The sequence below is a fragment of the Acinetobacter sp. P1(2025) genome (genome assembly GCF_051390655.1).
Classification (GTDB): domain Bacteria; phylum Pseudomonadota; class Gammaproteobacteria; order Pseudomonadales; family Moraxellaceae; genus Acinetobacter; species Acinetobacter junii.
This window is the reverse complement of the sequence record NZ_JBPKBJ010000068.1, coordinates 1-17,720: the sequence shown is the minus strand read 5'-3', so window position 1 is coordinate 17,720 and position 17,720 is coordinate 1. Positions and strand designations below refer to the sequence as shown.

General features: G+C 36.9%; 9 protein-coding genes and 4 pseudogenes. 3 read left to right on the top strand and 10 right to left on the bottom strand.

All coding sequences use genetic code 11. From position 1 onward, the window contains the following. Positions 1–149, bottom strand: a pseudogene (locus tag ACSC97_RS14570) (IS701 family transposase); the annotation flags it as partial. A 57-nt stretch (positions 150–206) separates the two neighbouring features. On the opposite strand from ACSC97_RS14570, the pseudogene ACSC97_RS14565 reads away from it, so the two are divergent. Continuing rightward, positions 207–830: pseudogene (locus ACSC97_RS14565) on the top strand (substrate-binding domain-containing protein); the annotation flags it as partial. A gap of 122 nt (positions 831–952) precedes the next feature. Here ACSC97_RS14565 and ACSC97_RS14560 read toward each other — a convergent pair. Next, positions 953–2,251, bottom strand: a complete 1,299-nt coding sequence (locus ACSC97_RS14560; protein WP_436661623.1) for a dicarboxylate/amino acid:cation symporter — start codon at positions 2,249–2,251, stop codon at positions 953–955. Positions 2,252–2,912: 661 nt separating this feature from the next. On the opposite strand from ACSC97_RS14560, the gene ACSC97_RS14555 reads away from it, so the two are divergent. Beyond that, positions 2,913–4,196 carry a tyrosine-type recombinase/integrase gene (locus tag ACSC97_RS14555; RefSeq protein WP_436661621.1) on the top strand — a complete coding sequence of 428 codons (1,284 nt, stop codon included), beginning with the start codon at positions 2,913–2,915 and terminating at the stop codon, positions 4,194–4,196. Between the two features lie 112 nt (positions 4,197–4,308). Continuing rightward, positions 4,309–4,939: pseudogene (locus ACSC97_RS14550) on the top strand (SOS response-associated peptidase family protein); the annotation flags it as partial. A gap of 198 nt (positions 4,940–5,137) precedes the next feature. Here ACSC97_RS14550 and ACSC97_RS14545 read toward each other — a convergent pair. The 8 genes and pseudogenes from ACSC97_RS14545 to ACSC97_RS14510 form a co-directional block, all read right to left on the bottom strand. Then, entirely contained in the window at positions 5,138–5,839 is a 702-nt protein-coding gene (locus tag ACSC97_RS14545) for a M48 family metallopeptidase (RefSeq protein ID WP_436661619.1), read from the bottom strand. Then, on the bottom strand, positions 5,839–8,931 hold the full coding sequence (locus ACSC97_RS14540) for a type I restriction endonuclease subunit R (RefSeq protein ID WP_436661617.1): 3,093 nt from the start codon (positions 8,929–8,931) through the stop codon (positions 5,839–5,841). The genes ACSC97_RS14545 and ACSC97_RS14540 overlap by 1 nt, the downstream gene beginning before the upstream one ends. Positions 8,932–8,944: 13 nt before the next feature. Then, the gene (locus ACSC97_RS14535) at positions 8,945–10,165 is read right to left on the bottom strand and encodes an RNA-binding domain-containing protein (protein ID WP_436661615.1); all 1,221 of its coding nucleotides are present in this window, start codon (positions 10,163–10,165) and stop codon (positions 8,945–8,947) included. A gap of 3 nt (positions 10,166–10,168) precedes the next feature. Further along, positions 10,169–12,073 (bottom strand): ATP-dependent helicase, encoded by a 1,905-nt coding sequence (locus ACSC97_RS14530; RefSeq protein WP_436661613.1) that lies wholly within the window; start codon positions 12,071–12,073, stop codon positions 10,169–10,171. 1 nt (position 12,074) lies between these two features. Continuing rightward, positions 12,075–13,904, bottom strand: coding sequence for an ATP-dependent nuclease (locus tag ACSC97_RS14525; protein WP_436661611.1), 1,830 nt, complete (start codon positions 13,902–13,904; stop codon positions 12,075–12,077). Next, positions 13,901–15,193 carry a restriction endonuclease subunit S gene (locus ACSC97_RS14520; RefSeq protein WP_436661609.1) on the bottom strand — a complete coding sequence of 431 codons (1,293 nt, stop codon included), beginning with the start codon at positions 15,191–15,193 and terminating at the stop codon, positions 13,901–13,903. The genes ACSC97_RS14525 and ACSC97_RS14520 overlap by 4 nt, the downstream gene beginning before the upstream one ends. Beyond that, positions 15,190–17,508 carry a type I restriction-modification system subunit M gene (locus ACSC97_RS14515; RefSeq protein WP_436661607.1) on the bottom strand — a complete coding sequence of 773 codons (2,319 nt, stop codon included), beginning with the start codon at positions 17,506–17,508 and terminating at the stop codon, positions 15,190–15,192. Before ACSC97_RS14515 ends, ACSC97_RS14520 begins: the two co-directional genes overlap by 4 nt. Continuing rightward, a pseudogene (locus ACSC97_RS14510) lies at positions 17,505–17,720 on the bottom strand (IS4-like element ISAba33 family transposase); the annotation flags it as partial. The gene ACSC97_RS14515 and the pseudogene ACSC97_RS14510, both read right to left, overlap by 4 nt.

Below are 17,720 nucleotides of genomic sequence, written 5' to 3'. Positions count from 1 at the left end.
TCTAGAAAGCGATTTACACTATCATGCGAGATATTATAAGTCTCGGCAAGTTGTGTGCAGCTAATAGAGTTCGGTTCTGTCATGAGAAAGCCCATATAAATGGGTAGAGTACAAGTTGCTGTAGAAGCATGTTTAATTCGTCTGATCACAGATACTTTATAAAGTATTTTAGTACTTTTTTGAATCCGTCAATGCGTAAGTCCTAAAACAATGAACTAAATACCAAATTCGCTGTTTCGCATTCACTTATTACACAATTTTTCCCTCGTTTTATTCATGAGCTTTCCGAAGATCTGAGTGATTTAAAATTAGAAATTATTGCAGCAAACCTCAAACAAGGCATGCGCTTGCTCACAGATGGTTCTTGCGATTTCTTGATTTGTTATTGTGACCAGAAAACTTTAGCTCAAATGGATTTTTCACTTTTTCTTTTCCACAAAATCGTGAAAATGGAAATTTTGCCTGTCACCGCCCTTTATAATAACCAACCAAAATATTCATTTAATGAATTATTTCCGTTGTTATCATATAGCAAACAGGCTTATTTGAGAAAATGTGTCGATGATATTATAGAAAATCAACTAAACTATCGAATATTATATGAAACTGATAATGCAAGCGATTTAAAAGAACTCGTTTTACAAGGTTTAGGAATTGCTTGGTTACCAAAGCTTCTTGTTGAAAAAGAGATTGCAGAAAATAAACTTAAAATCGTTGAACCAATTAATTTTCACACATATCAAGACGTTTATATCATCAGAAGAAAAATCGTACTCTCCAAAAGAATAAACTATATTTGGGATTTTTTAACCTCACAAGAATTTAAATAATAATTATTAAATAAAAATGATTGTTTAATACCGATGATCTAAAATCAGATTCAACGATATTAAACAATCATTTTAGTTTATAAATTTACTTGTCATCCAATCATTTTTACTGGTTTCAAAAGTTAGGTGTTATCTGCTAAACGACTCACTGGCACAATTGAATCAACAACCACTTCCTCAACCTCATCGACTTCCTCATTGCCCACTTCAGTTCTAGCAATCACAGCTGTAGCAATACTGTTGCCTATGACATTTGTTGCAGTTCTGCCCATATCCAAAAATTGATCAACCGCAAGGATCAATAAAATTCCAGCCTCAGGCAATTTAAACATCACTAAAGTAGATGCAATCACAACAATTGAAGCCCTTGAAACACCGGCTATTCCTTTACTGGTGATCATTAACGTTAATAGAATTAAAACTTGTTGAGTAAAACTTAGATCAATATTGTAAGCTTGCGCAATAAAGAGTACTGCAAAAGACATATACATCATTGAACCATCTAGGTTAAATGAATAACCAAGTGGCAACACAAAACTGGTAATCCGTTTCGGTACACCAAACTTATTCAACGCTTCCATTGTCTTAGGATAAGCAGATTCACTACTTGCCGTAGCAAAAGCTAAAGTTGTCGGTTCACGTACAGCTTTGACCAATCTAAAAACATCTTTCTTCAAGAAAATATAACCAAAAGAAATCAGGATCATCCATAAGATCAACAGCCCCACATAGAACTGCCCGATAAAAATACTATAGTCTAAGATAAGCTTCGGACCCTGAACTGTGATTGCAGATGCAATTGCCGCGAAAACAGCGATTGGTGCAGCAGCCATGACGTAATCCGTGATACGGAACATCACACGACATAACTCATCAATAATGCGCCCAATGACGGTAGCCCCAGATTGATGTTGAACATAAGCTAAAGCCGAACCAAAAAATATCGAAAAGACTAAAATCTGAAGAATTTCATTATTCGCCATTGCCTCAGCGAAACTACGCGGGAAAATATGCGTAATAAATGTTTGAAGACTTAAGCTTGATGAACTTACACCAACATCTACAGCTTCCTTTGGTATAACGAGATTCATTCCCACACCCGGTTGGAAATAATTCGCAAGTCCCATACCTAGCAATAGTGAAATAAATGAAGCGCCAATAAACCAACTCATGGCTTTGACTGTAATCGATCCTAAAGAGGATGATTTACCCATCGAAATTAATCCTGAAACAATCGTTGCAAAGACTAATGGAGCAATAATCATCTTGATCAATCGAAGAAAGACATCCGTGACAATCTTAAAATAAGATGCAATATCCGTTGCTTGTGCTGTACTTACTGAGCTATGACATGCCCAACCAACTAATATTCCCGATATCATTGCGATGAGAATATATTTGAGCAACCTTTTTTGGTTCATAATAATTATTCCTTCCCTATCCTTCTTTACACCAATGTGATCAATACACATCAAACCTTGGTGATAATCCATGTTGACTCAGTCAAAATTTTTCAGCCATACAGCAGAACTTTCGACTCAACAATAAGCACAGGCAAGTGTCACTTTTTTCTTTTAAAAACGATAATGCAAAAATTAAATATTTCATGCAAAAAATGCATGATTTTTAAAGCAGTACAAAACATAGATAATAGTTATGCAATGCTATCAGCAAAGTTTTTTCTTGTTTTTTAGCATACAAAATTTATTTTTTATTTTAGATAACAATTCTCTTAATTTATCAAACAATCAATTTAGTATGAAATTTGCTTGGGTGAATGTATTAACATCAGTATTCTTTTTCACAAAATCTATCCACTTTAGATTCCATAAAAGATTGACTTAATAAATAGAATAGATAGTTAAAATTTTCTTATAGAAATAAAAAAGCCTCTGTATAAACAGAGGCTTTTTAAGTATTTGGCGGAAGCGGTGTCCGTCTAACAGGTATCCTATACCGTCCAACTCAATATTTTAATTTTATTATTATCAATAATTTATAAAAATACTTGTCTGATACTATTTGATGTAGTAGAGTCAAATCCATAACTTTATGTGGGTTTTAATGTGGGACAAAATGCCTATGCCAAAAAAAGCAAAAGAGCTATCGGCTTTAAGTGTATCAAAGATCAAAGAAAATGGTAGACATGCTGTCGGTGGTGTTGATGGCTTACATTTGCGTATTGTAGATGGTTCTCGTGCATGGGTACTTCGAGTTGCTGTGGGTAACAGAGTTGATGATCAAGGTAAAGTTAAAATTCATCGTAGAGATATTGGGCTAGGGTCTTTTCCAGAAGTTTCATTATCAGAAGCAAGAGAAAAAGCTCGTGAACTAAAGAAAAAAATTCGAGATGGAATTGACCCTCTCCAAGAAAAACAGGAATGCCTTAATGCTTTAAAAATACAGAAACATCGTGCTAAAACCTTTCGTGAATGTGCAGAAGTAGTTATCGCCAAAAAAACGCTTGAACTCAAAAATCAGAAGCATATCGGACAATGGTCATCAACCCTTGAAACTTATATCTATCCAACTCTAGGTGATTTAATGGTTGGGGCAATTACCAAAGTCGATATTGCAGCAGTTCTTGAACCAATCTGGATTGAAAAGAATGAAACAGCTAAGCGTATTCGTGGACGGATAGAAAGTGTTTTTGATTATGCTAAAGCAATGGGATATTTTGTGGGTGACAACCCTGCTGAATGGAAAGGCAACCTTGAACCTATACTCGGTAACTTAAAGCAAGAATCACGCCCTCACTCATCTCTGCCTTATGAACAGGTTGCTGAATTTATCCAGCACTTGAGACAGAAAAAAGGGATTTCACCTAAAGCGCTGGAATTTGCAATTTTAACTGCCTGTCGTTCTGGTGAGATTTTTGGGGCTAAATGGCAGGAAATTGATCTTAACAATAAAATCTGGATTATCCCTAAAGAGCGGATGAAAGCTGAAAAAGAACATCGTGTTCCTTTATCTCAGGAAGCAATCCATTTACTTGAGTCTATTCAGCCATACACTCAAGCAGGTGATTTTATTTTCCCTGCTCCTCGCAATGGTGGAATGCTATCTGATATGTCATTAACCACATTGATCAAGCGTATGCACGAACAAAAAATGGAAGAAAATGGCTTAGGCTATATTGATCCCAAACAAAATCGGGTGATTACTACACATGGTTTCAGATCAACATTCCGTGATTGGTCAGCAGATAAAACAGATTACCCTCGTGAAGTTTGTGAACATGTACTTGCTCATAAACTTCCAGATGATGTTGAGGCTGCATATTTACGTGGGGCTTACTTAGAAAAGAGAAAATGCTTAATGGCTGATTGGGCACAATATTGTTTCACGAATAGTTTAAATCCTTAATTAGGATTTAAACCATTAACCTATGATATTGATATTTATTTAAAATTATTCATACTTATTTAAACAGTCCTAAATTTTGAACTTTTCTCTACAAAACACATAAACACACCACCTCTTATTTGCTAAAGCTGGCAACATCGAATGGCGACTGGCTCGCTTTGGGTTGGTTGCGCCGTGGGTCAAAGACATCTAGCAAGTGAAAAATACTTATAATGCACGTACTGAAACTATAGCGTCTAAACCTTCATTTAAAAATGCTTGGAAGAAAAATCAGTTTTGTTTGATCCCCGTTGAAACCATTTTTGAGCCAAAATACATCGACGGAAAAGCCCACTGGTATGGCATTTATAGTCAAATCATTATAAAAACAATACAACTAAATCGATGAATTATTTCGAGTTTTTTTAGAATCCTGTATGGATAATAAAGTAGTTTGACTATACCGCACCGATGGTATGCCTTTTACTGTCGCAGGCATTTATGAATATGCCGTTGTGAATGGTGAAGAAATTCGGTCAATGTCGATGCTGACGATCAATGTAGACACACATCCGTTTCTAAATCAATTTCATGCACCCGAGGACGAAAAACGTTCCGTCGTTGTTATTCCCCCAAGTCGAAGAAATGCTTGGTTACACGCCACTCATGATGAAGCACCAGATTTTTTAGTAGAAATGCCAATTGATGAATATACGGCTGCACCAAAAAATGAAATGAATAATTTCCGATCAAATGCACATTAACCTACGACACTAAATGTCGCACTATTGTTTATCCACAACTTTTAAATTTGAATCCAAAACACAAAATAATTTACAGGCTCAAATCACTTCAAACACGCCCAGTAGCGTAGGAGTATCACAATGACAAAGAAGGAGTCGTGATAAGTTAAGTCCAAATCCATTTCGGTGGGATGAACTAATATTGATATAATGTAGGACTTAGGAAGTTAAAGGCAAACTATTCAACAAAGCCTTTCGATCACGCCATTGAGGAAGAAACTGATCCATATACATTACAAAACGATCATTATGATGACGCTCGATTAAATGCACCAACTCATGCGTAAGAATAAACTCCAAACATTCAACTGGTTTTTTCGCCAATTCCAAATTCAACCATATTCTTTTCGACAATGGATTGGCACTCCCCCAACGGGTTTTCATTTTACGAATACCGATAAAACTTGGTTCTACACCAATTTTAGCCAGTAAAGATGAACAGCGTAAATTAAGTTTTTCCTGTAGTTGCATTCGATAAAATGCTTCTAGTAATTTCTGTTTATTTTGGCTTGAGGTAGTTGCATGAACATACATATCAAGTCGATTGGCATGTGAAAATTCAATGCGATGCTGTCCAGATGTTACCACAACATTTAAGCGGTATTTTTTACCCCAAACATAATGGCATTCCCCACTGACCATTTCTCGAACTGATTGACGAGACTGATTAAGAAAAGTCGATTGCTGTTTCTTAATCCATGGAATACGACTAATCACCGCCATGCGTATAGCCGTATCAGACATGGTAATAGGAGCAGATACTCTTATTTTCCCATCTGGTGGCAACACACTCAAATGTAAGTTCTTAATTGCCTTACGGTGTAGCTCAATCTCAAGCTCACCAATATGTAGCCATTGCATTACCAATATTCTCTTTGCGCTTTGACAAGCTCCATGACACTTTGCATATCAAGATCATAGCCTTTTGTGTCTTGCTGTATTGCAAATGCAATTTCACGTTCTTTAAATTTATCCCCTACCCAATCTGCCTTTTTAGTATAGCGAATAACACTGTCAATCTTCGTGGCTAGTACCTCATCCTTGCCAAAATTATCATATAACGCTCGTTTAGCATTACTATCCATAGAGCTAGGATAATGCGCCGTACTTTGTTCAGGACGAATAATTTTACTAGATAGATCACGGATACGTTTTAAATATTCTTGATATTCAATGGCTTTTTGACGACGTAATTCTATCAACTCATCCAACAAAACTGACATTTGTTCGTAGTATTTTGGATTCACGGGGTTTTCATCAATAATTGTTTTACGAACATTATTTTCGATAGTTTCTGCCATCGCTTGTTCGTCATTGCGAATATCTTTAGGCAAGGCATCCAACGCATCTGTACCTTTTTCCACAATCAGTTCTATCAAGCCTAATTCTTCAAAGTCCATCAATACTTCGCTGTCTTCAGCACGAATATACATATCGAGTAGATGGCGCATAGCAGGCTCAAAGCGTTTCATATCAAGTAAATCGCCGCTAGCAATTTTAACTTCATCACGCACTTTTTCAAAATGTATGACTTCGGCTCGAATAGTTGCAATTTGCGCTTCATTATAGCCAGCCTCTTGCATTTCATTGGCAATATTTGCAAAAGCACGAATGAGCTTCACCACATTTTGATAAAGCGCTAAACGAAGGGCTTCTTTTTCAGTGAGCTGATCTTGATTATGCCCTGATTCACCACAAAAATAATGAATATAGTCTTGAGTGTTTCGAGGAGCTTTAACAGGTTCACACAATGCCTTAACCATTTCTAAAGCAGTATCTAAATCTAATTTAGCCTGCTGTAAACGGTCTTTTAATAATCCTGCAACATCGTCTTTATCATAACCATCAAAAGCCTCCTGAGTATAATCAGAAATAGCTTGGTCTATAGATTTAAATAGGTCTTTATAATCGACAATATAACCATATTCTTTATCATCACCGTCCAAGCGATTGACCCGACAAATCGCTTGGAATAAATTGTGATCTGCCATTTGTTTATCAATATATAAATAGCTTGCTGATGGCGCATCAAAACCTGTTAAAAGCTTATCCACTACAATCAACAATTTCATCTGTGAAGGTTCGTCTATAAAACGTTTTTTAACAGAAGTCTCAAACTCTTCGACAATGCTTGCTGCTGCTTCTTCCGTTTTCTCGAAATAATCCGCTAGCATTTTGCGGTAAATATTATATTTAAATAGTTTTTCGGTGAGTCCTTCGCCTGTTTCTTCACCTTTGATACTGGCAGGGGTCGGCTGAAAACTGGTCACAATCGCAACTTTACCAGCCAAATCAGTCTGGTTAAACATTTCGTAAGCCTTACATGCCTGATAGACACTGGAACAAACCAATATGGCATTACCATGCCCATCCATCAAACGTGGCTTTGTCTCCATATCCAGTAAAATATCATTTACGATTTGCTGTAAACGAGATTTACTTGATAAGACTTTTTGCATTGTTCCCCATTTCTTTTTAAGTTGGGTTTTTGCTAGGCGTGACAACCCACGAGTCTTTACTTCAAACCATTCATCAATTTTTTTCTGTGAACTAATATTTTGGTCAATATCTCGTGCTTCATAACGCAAATCAAGGACGACCCCATCGGCAACCGCTTCATCAAATTTATAGGTATGAATATAAGAACCGAATACCTCTATTGATTTCTGTTTATCCTTTTTCATCAAAGGTGTACCCGTAAAACCAATGAACATGGCTTCAGGTAAAATCGCTTTCATTGCCTCGTGTAATTTACCTGATTGGGTACGATGGCATTCATCAACAAAAACAAATACATTACCTTTAGCTTTAAACTCTTTAGGCATGGATTGTTTAAGCTGTTCAATAAATTCATTCGTTGCAGCATCATCGTCTGCATCTGAAGAACGACCAAATTTATGCACCAATGAACACATAAGCCAAGGGGCTGGCTGATTCAGTGTTGCAACCAAATCCGCACCACTTTTTGTACGATAAATTTCTTCTTCTACACCAGTAAAGACTTTCTCAATTTGCTCATCCAACTCAGTTCGATCTGTGACAATAAGTACACGGCTATCACTGACATTTTCTCGTATCCATTTAGCTAACCACACCATTGTCAGACTTTTACCTGATCCTTGTGTATGCCAAATAATACCACCCTCTCGTTTGGCAATACGTTGCTTTGCAGCTTCAATACCGAAAAACTGATTATGTCGGCAAGTTTTTTTCACGCCCGCATCAAAGACTATAAAATCATGAATGATTTGCAAAAACCGTTGTTTATTACACATTCTACCTAAATGATAATCAAGTTTATGTCCCTCTATGTGATGAGGTTCTTCTTTCCATTCCAGATAATACTTTTCAGGTGTTTCAATCATGCCATAGCGCAATCCTTGCGTGTCATTACCTGCCATCACCAGTTGTATTGTGCTAAAAAAATTACGGATAAAATCTTTTTTTTGATTATCTAAATTTTGTCGAATCCCTTCAGACACATCCACCAATGAACGTTTCAGCTCTAATACACCCAAAGCAATACCATTTACATACAGGACAATATCGGGACGTTTTTTATTTTCACCTTTAATAGAAACTTCTTCAGCAATTGCAAAATCATTTGCTTCAGGATGATGCCAATCAATGAGCCAAACGGTTTGATTTAGTTCACCAGCACCTTCTTTATCTTTAACCCCATAACGCAATAAACGATATACATCTTTATTGGCATAATAAAGTTTTTTGCCCTCACCCAATGCAGTTGCAGTATCGAGTTGGCGCATGGTTCTGTTAATCAAGGCATCACTAATACCACGTTTTTTAAGCCAAGCAATTAAAATATCGTGTTCAATATTTTTATTATCATTTCTATCATGCCAATCGCCTAAATAACGATAGCCTAATTGTTGCTGAAAAAAATGCACCACTCGATTTTGGGTAATGCGTTCACGCTGACCGACTTGGCTCATTTTTTATCCTTATCTAGCGATACAAAACTGTTTTTAAATAATCTTCTGTAAGCTCAAATTCAGGTTCTTTACCTGTTAATGCTTTGGTCAAAGGTACAATTTTTGTTCTTACGCCCATACCACGATAATCAACATAACCATAATCACGCAAGACCTCCATCACAATGGTATTACGAGGCGAACGCTGACCTGCTTTCATTTTTTCTACAGTCATTGAATTGGGTAATGTACCTGGGCTAATAATTTCAAGCCGATTTGAATAAGCAGAAACCTCAATTTCTACAAAACGTGTCCAATCACGGTGAGCCAAAGCATTAATCAATGCTTCACGTACAGCTTCAAGAGGATAAAACCACTGTGTTTCTCGTCTTAACTCTATATTTACTTCAGCCGATTGTTGTGAAATAAATGGCGTCATGGCTTGCATAAAACGCTCAATAATGCCCCCATCGATCAAACGCTTATCTCCATTGTCCATATCCCAGCGACCAACCATTGCACCATCAAGAATTTCATCCAAAGCCGTTTGATAATCTTTATCATCACCATAGAATGCCATTACTCTTAAACCAGCTTGCTTTAAATAGCGTCGTGGATTTTTACCAAATAAAATCAAACCTGCAATCGTGCAGCAAATATTTCCAGCAGCTTCGGTCAGAAAACCCAATCCAAGTAATCTGGCTTGCCATGCCTCTGTTGATTGTGGGACATCAGGATCACGCAAAATATCTCGAATATAATTCATCAATCGAGCATCATCTAAACAACTCATATCAGTACGGGGTACAGGCATTACTTCTGTATGTAACATACCACCCAGTTCAAACAGACGCATTTGCTGTTCTCGAGTTGCTAAGCGTGAGGTTGTTCCAACACGGATATAAATTTCTTCTTTACCACTATGTCGCAATACATAAGGCTTAGAAATACCAATCGGAAAACTCACGACAGCAACTGTTTTACCATCTTCAAGTTTTACCTCTTCGTAAAAAGGTAAAATCATCGGGTGAATTTTACTTTGAAAAACATTCATCACCCATTCTTCAAGGTCTGGTCTTTGTATCCCACTAATTGTGCCATCATCTTCAACACCAAACAGCACTCGCCCACCTTGAAAGTTGGCCATGGCAACCACTTCTTTGGCAAATTGTTCTGGGCGAATATCATCACGTTTAAATTCAATGCCTGAGTTTTCACCGTTGGCAATGATTTCCAATAATTCTGTTTTTAGCATGATCTACTTCTCAGCCCTAAGTAATCTAATAAAACATGACTCTGCCTGAAACTTTATATCACCCCAAGGCATCATTCTTTGCTTAGGATAAGACATATATAGCCAACGTCGAGCTCGTGTTACTGCCACAAAAGCGTTGTTCTTCTCTTCTTCTAACTCTTTAGCTGTCTTAGCCCGATAGTCAGGAAATACTCCCTCACACATACCAATTAAAAATACAATGTCTTTCTCTAATCCTTTCATGGTATGTACCGTACTTAAAGTTAGACCGCCATCAATATCATGATCTGAAAGTTGACCGAGAGCCAAGGCATTTCTAAATGCCGTCAATGAATCCCCCAAGCCCTTTCTTTTAAATTTAGTCCATGCACAACTAAACTCATTCAACTCATCAAGGCTCGATTTAACTTCTTCTATTTCGTCACTAAGTGCACTTTGTTGATTTTCTACTGAAGACTTTAAAGCAATATCAAGCTCTTTTATAAATTTAGGTATATTAGGATTTTCAATATCCAAGCCATCAATTGTTAAGAGTAGTTTTGCCAATAATGCACTGCTTTCCCCCTCAATAGATTCATCAACCTGAACTGCCATATTTGATAAGACATCTACGTCCCAATTCTCAGGTTCTACAATACCTAATACTTGACATAACTTTTTACCGTTCACCCAATCTTTAGGATTTAATTTAATTCGGATAGCACAATCCAGTACCTTACCAAAAGTTGTTGATGGTTCAAGTTGTCTCTCACCTTTTCTTAATGAATAAGGTATTCCCTTGTCTTTAAGAATTGCTTCTAATTTGTGAAAGACAAATCTATTCCGCGCAATCACCACCATTTTATTTAAGGATATTTCTCCCTCAATTTCAGCATGACTTTTTAAATCCAAGAGTTTCCTAATCTCATCAACAACGGCATTTGCTTCTGCTTCTTCTGTATCAAAATCTTTAATTTGCACATTACCATCTAAAGCATACTCACCCCCAGTTTGAGAGTTTGGTCTTAATTTATTTGCTGCTCCAATAACAGCTTTAGTACTTCGATAGTTTTCTTTTAGCTCAAATTGTTGAGGATAAAAATCATGGATAAATTCCTCATTGAGATATCGATCTGATGACCCATTGAATCCATAAATCATTTGGTTAGGATCACCTACCATCAGAACACTTTTTATCACATCACCGCACAATACTTTTATAAACTCATATTGAGTCTTATTTAGATCTTGAGCTTCATCTACGCATATATGCTTGTATTTGGAACGATATATTTTTGCGATCCATTCATGTGTCAATAATATTTTGTGTGCATATATCAATATATCATCATAATCAATGCCACCGCTATTGAGCAATGACTGTTGATAATCCTGAAATTTTTTCCAAATATTATTATTAGGATAGACTGAGGATATACCAGATTCTGTCAGCAATTCCCGTTTGATTTTTGAAAAAATATCCATATATGTTTGAAGTTTTTTTTCTCTGCTTTTCAACTCTTTTGAATCAGAAATATCTAAATACTTATCAACCTCGATTCCATCATCCCGTAGAGATTGCAAAAAGACTTCCATTCTATCCCGATCTCTATCATAAATATGTAAATCCGTTGGTAATCCAATGGTATGACCATATTTTTCTAAAATACGTTGGGCAACTGAATGAGTTGTAGCAATCCATGCTCTATCTTGTATGTGTTCACAATGAGCCAAACGAGTGTTCATTTCCTCAGCCGCTTTATTGGTAAACGTTAAAGCAATAACACCCTCTTTTTTTGTCGTTTCCAAAATATAACGGATTCGCTCAGTCAAAACTCGAGTTTTACCTGAGCCTGCCGATGCAAGGACTTGAATAGCCCCACCAATAGGTGCTTCAACAATCTGACGCTGAGCTTGGGAAAGATTCATATCAGACTCCAGATTCAATTTCTTTAAAAAGATCAATAATCTTTTGTGGGAACGACTCTTTTGGTAACTTAATCAAATTTCCTGTAATTGCTTTGGCATACTGCGGCTTCTTTGAGTCAATAATCTCAAGGATAGCCCGTTTTCTTCCATCTTCCCCACTAAAGTCTCGTAATTCAGATTCAAAAATAGGTTGATTACAAGTTATACATGCAGGTTTATTTGATTTTGTTGGTTTTAATGGTGTTCCATTTCTTTTCTGAACCCAATCATCAATTGCTCCCATTCCTGCAACTTCATGAATAGTCTGCTCAATTAAGTCTTTAAAACCTTGACTAAGTAAGTAACCCTCAAAATCTGTTCTATTTAAAATGAATATATTAGGCGTATTTTCAACATCAGTAGTACCAAATATCATCTCATAATTTTTTTTCAGCCCTTTAATCGTTTCTACCTCACCGTCACTAAATACAAATAATGGAATATTGAAATCTTTTGCCAAAATGAAAAATGGGCGATATTTCGCACCCGAGCCATTCACACCAACAAAGTTAATCCCGAGTGCGAATGGATGCTGTCCAGTATATGCTTCAAATAATTCAGGCAAAGCTTGCTCTTCAGTTTCTCCCTCTGACAACACGATGGCTTTAGAAAATAAAAGTTCACCACGAGAATGGACAACCTCTCTTTTTAGTTTTCTTAAATCATCATCTTCAAAGTTATCTCTGAGTTGATATACTTCAACTGAATTGCCAGTTTTTCTTAATGACCTAATTTCATGTAATTCTGCCAAACCAGCGATATAAGGTGAATGCGTGCTGATAATCACTTGACCCGTTGTATCAATCAACTGCTTATATAAAGTCCGCTGTGCATTGGGGTGTAAATGTGCTTCGGGTTCTTCTGCTGCCAAGATCGGAAAGAATGGCTCTACCTCGTCCTCATGCTTTTTTACCATTAATTCGGTAAATGCTTTTACTGTTAGCATCGAAGCCCAGCTACGAGTTCCCATGCCATGATATTCCATTGAAAAAGAATCTTTATCAGACTCTCCAAAATGCACACTAAAGCGTTTAGAAAGATCACGTATTTTCTTTGGAAAAGGAGTCAATTCTGTTTGACCAGAACCTGCAAATGATTGATTAAGTTTATCGAGATGCGTTTTCAAACTATTGAGATGGTCACTTTTCGTAATAGCTTCTTGATTAACTTTTGCAACCATACGCTCTAATTCAGCTACATCATCTTCTTTGTATTCTACGCTAGATAATACACGACCAATAAAAGAAGTCTTTTCCTTTAGCTCATTATGTATATCTCGCTGGGCATCAATCGAAATAAAAGGTGTCGCTTCCAACCTTTTAGTTAATCTATTTTTAGTATTTACTGGAACATCTTGCCAGCCACTTATAGCCGCCCACACTTCTAAATGAAACCGTTCTACGGTGTAACCACCTTTTACCTTGTCTGGTTTCGCTCTAGTGCGAATAGCAACATATTGTTTACCATCTGCTTCTGACTGTATTTTGCCGTGATCAAATTCTCGTTGCCATTCCTCAGAAAATTCATTCGCTCTACTACCATCTGTATTCGTAGCAATAAATCGAACATCAACAGTGATTAACTCCTGACGTTTTTCATCATCGCCGATATGAAAATCTTCATCAGTCAAATAACGAGAATAATCCCCTAATGCTAACTGTAATGCCTTAATTACAGAAGTTTTACCCGCATTGTTTTGCCCCAATAACACTGCCACTCTAGGCAGTGTTATTTCAATATTGGCTATCCCTCGAAATCCACAAATACGAACCACATCAATTTGAATACTCATGTGTTTACAGTTCCTTGTAATAGCCGTGTTTTCCCCGTCAGCAGTTCCTGCATCATACCTTGTTTAATTTGACGAGTTTTGACAAGGCGTTGCTCTAATGTCTGAATTTCGCTGTCCAGATCGGATAGGATTGTGGCGATAGCGGTTTGTTCTTCAATGCTTGGTACTGGTAAAAAAATCGTTGTAAGATTATTTTTTGATATACCATATACTTTCAAACCAGTGGCTAATCGATCAAATGCAGCTTTAACGGTTGAAATGGCATGCAAATAACCTCGAAAACCATCTGCCAATATTTTGTTTTTATCACGTAACAAAAATGTATGAAGTCCAGCAACAATTTTTTTATTACGGATATTAAATATTTCCACACTTTTTCCAATACCCTGATAATCTTCAGAAGCATCTGCCATGATCAAATCACCATCTAAAATCAATGCTGACGAAACAAGATTTCTTGAAATTTTTGGTAATTTTTGCCTATCTAAATCAAGTCTATTATTCCATTTCGTATGTATATCACCATAATGAATATAACCCAAATCGCCATCTGAGGATAAATCATCACGAGAATTTGTTGAAGTTGAAAGAAAAGTAAAAACTTCACCGTAAGTCTTCACATCCCAATCTTCTGGCACTTCCCCCAACTCACTTTGTTTATAGCCTTTTCTTGTACCATCTTCACGCAAAGCAAATTGCGGTAAACGAGCTTTACCTGTTAAAAGTTGTTGCATAGTTGCAGTTTTAATTGCTTGTTTCTTGGTAATCAGTTTTTCCAGTTCGCTGATTAAAGTATCAACATCAGATAAAGCGGTGGCGATTAGGGTTTGTTCATATTTTGACGGTAAAATAATTTGCATATCAGCAATCATTTCACGTCTAACTGAATCTACCGATGATTTTGCAGTCATCGACATTATTCTGTCATAAAAATGATTACTGAAAAAAATATAAAAATAATATCCATTCAATTTTTCACTAAAATTGTGCATCAAATACACTCGTTGGTGAAAATCAAATTTACCATTTATATAATGGAATATTTTTCCTGTACCAACACCATCGCCAGCAGTTAAAACTGCTTCACCATCAAAAGAAAAAGAATTAATCTTTTCCACTTGTTGCGAGCGAACAAAAAACGGATATAGCCCATCAGTAACTTTATCTTGTGTATTTTTATCTCCTGTTGTGATAGACACAACATTGCCAATTTTATCTATTTCCCAATCATCTGGAATCACTCCAATTTCGGTTTGTTTATAACCTTGCGGTATCTTTTGCTCACTCATAGCGACCACTCCAAACCCATCGCTTTTAAATGCTGAGCTACTTTATCGCTTAAACTATCAACATTTTTGCTAATTTGTGGCAAAGGTTCTGCATAACGCTCATCCAACTCTTTTACTCGGTTAGTAAGCTGTTGCGTAACTCGTTCAATTTCCGCTTCAATATTACTTTTCAGTGTCGCAAGCCATTTATCCTCAACCACTAAAGTTTTAATCACTTGCTCATCAAGCTGCGGATATTTTTGAAAAACTGCCAAATCCAAAGCATCCTGTAACTCTTTGACTACTTTTTTCAATGTACTTTCTTGCTCAAATAGTTTTTGCACCTGCTTTAACACACTGATTTCATCGCTATCTTTGCTCACTTTTAACCGAACTTTGACAGTAGCAGCCGTGACTTTATTTTTATCATTCAGTGCATCGACCAATAAGCCCTCATCACCACTATGCTCCTCAATAAAGCTCTCCAACTCTTGGCTAATGCTGTCAAGTTCAGCTTGTTGCGCATCAATCTTATTTTGTTCTGCTGCAAAATAACGTGCCACGATCAAAGACGGTGCAATAATTTCAGCTTTGTATTTATCTTTATTGATCACCAAATCAGGGCTTTCTTTGAGTTTTTCACCTTTAATGACAAGTAGTTTTCTTAATACTTTGGCAGCATTCCAACCGTCTTGGCTCAAAATAAATACATCGTCCTGCATGACGCTATCCCAATAATCCATCAAAATCTGATAAATATCGTATTTACTTAACAATTGCATATCGGCATAACTATCGAGTAAATCCTCACTGATACGATGAATAATGGCTTTGGGTTGTTCGCCCACTTGAATATTTCCAAGTGCTGCACGTTCACACCACGCGGTAAATGGCTGCAAACTCTGCTCAGCAAAAGATTTAAATTCAGGGTGATTTAAAATGGTGCTTTTGACTTGCGCCGCCTCAACCAATGACTTTACATAACCCTCTCGATCATCAACAAAAAGCGTTGTGCGAATCGTTGGAAATACTTTCCAATACGCATTTAAGGCTTCGATATCACGCTGTGGAATCCCACCTTGTAAATGAGCCGTTAAATCTTGAATGTCTTCAGCTTCACTGGAATCAATATAACGAGGAATATTCAAGTTATATTCATTATCAGCAATTTCAGCTAAAGTCACCATACGGCTATAACGTGGTAATTCAAGCTGCTTGCTGAATACATCCACCACTTTGTGAATATCTTGGCTACGCAATCGGTTTTTATTGCCATCCTTGATAAAGCCCTTGCTGGCATCAATCATGAAAATGCCTGTTCGTGCTTGGGCATTTTCTTTATCCATCACGATAATACAAGCAGGGATTCCCGTACCGTAGAATAAGTTGGCAGGCAAACCGATAATACCCTTAATATAACCTTGCTTAATCAGGTTTTCACGAATACGAGCTTCTGCATTACCACGAAACAGTACGCCATGTGGTAAAATAACCGCACCTTTACCTGTACTTTTCAGGCTTTTAATAATGTGCAACAGGAAAGCATAGTCACCATTTTTCTCAGGTGGCACACCCCACACAAAACGCTCAAATTTATCGTGTTCAGGATTAATCCCACTCGTCCAGTTTTTACTAGAAAATGGCGGATTGGCAACAGCAAAATCAAAGGTTTTAAGTTGCCCGTTGCCATCTTTCCATTGTGGATCGGCAATTGTATTACCTTGCCAAATTTTAGCGGTCGCATTGTCATGCAAAATCATGTTCATACGAGCCAAAGCACTAGTCGCATTGTCCATTTCCTGACCATAAATAGACAAGCCTCGTGGAGCTTCATCACTGGCTTTTAATAACAATGAACCTGAACCACAGGTCGGGTCATAAACACTAGCATCTTGTGGTGTATCATGACGAATTCCAATAACTTTTGCTAAAATACGAGAAACTTCAGCAGGCGTGTAAAATTGTCCTTTCGACTTACCTGATTCGGTTGCAAAGTGACGCATTAAATATTCATAAGCGTCACCGAGTAGGTCATCACCCTCAGCTCGATTTGATGATAAATCCAGCCCCTCAAAAATCCCAATCAGCTTAGACAAACGGTCTTGCATCTCCTTGCCTTTACCAAGCTTGTCTTCATCATTAAAATCAGCGACATCAATTACACCTTTCAGATCATTTTCTTCTGCCAATAATGCAATGATTTTATTGATCTTATCACCAATTTCTTTATCACCTTTAAGTTTAAGCATGTCGTCAAAACTCGCACCCTCTGGTACGACAATCATGCTATACGGATTACTTTTATATTTATCAGCTCTGTACACGACAAATTTCATAGGGCCCTTGTCCTATCAGGCTTTTTCTTTCTTAAAATTGCTAGCACTTTCTTAAATTCTTCTTTTTTTCCAAAACCAATCAAACGTAGAATAGCCATCTGAACATAGTCCAAACCGTAGCGAAATAAACTTACTGAAAGTCGTCCATGCTTCTTTATTTTTATCGCTTTTTTTCGATCATGTTGCCATTCACCTGTTAAATAGCACCAACA

Coding starts and splice junctions, on each gene's coding strand:
- ACSC97_RS14515 (WP_436661607.1), bottom strand. CDS start 17,508: ATGAAATTTGTCGTGTACAGAGCTGATAAATATAAAAGTAATCCGTAT.
- ACSC97_RS14545 (WP_436661619.1), bottom strand. CDS start 5,839: ATGCAATGGCTACATATTGGTGAGCTTGAGATTGAGCTACACCGTAAG.
- ACSC97_RS14540 (WP_436661617.1), bottom strand. CDS start 8,931: ATGAGCCAAGTCGGTCAGCGTGAACGCATTACCCAAAATCGAGTGGTG.
- ACSC97_RS14555 (WP_436661621.1), top strand. CDS start 2,913: ATGCCAAAAAAAGCAAAAGAGCTATCGGCTTTAAGTGTATCAAAGATC.
- ACSC97_RS14530 (WP_436661613.1), bottom strand. CDS start 12,073: ATGAATCTTTCCCAAGCTCAGCGTCAGATTGTTGAAGCACCTATTGGT.
- ACSC97_RS14560 (WP_436661623.1), bottom strand. CDS start 2,251: ATGAACCAAAAAAGGTTGCTCAAATATATTCTCATCGCAATGATATCG.
- ACSC97_RS14520 (WP_436661609.1), bottom strand. CDS start 15,193: ATGAGTGAGCAAAAGATACCGCAAGGTTATAAACAAACCGAAATTGGA.
- ACSC97_RS14535 (WP_436661615.1), bottom strand. CDS start 10,165: ATGCTAAAAACAGAATTATTGGAAATCATTGCCAACGGTGAAAACTCA.
- ACSC97_RS14525 (WP_436661611.1), bottom strand. CDS start 13,904: ATGAGTATTCAAATTGATGTGGTTCGTATTTGTGGATTTCGAGGGATA.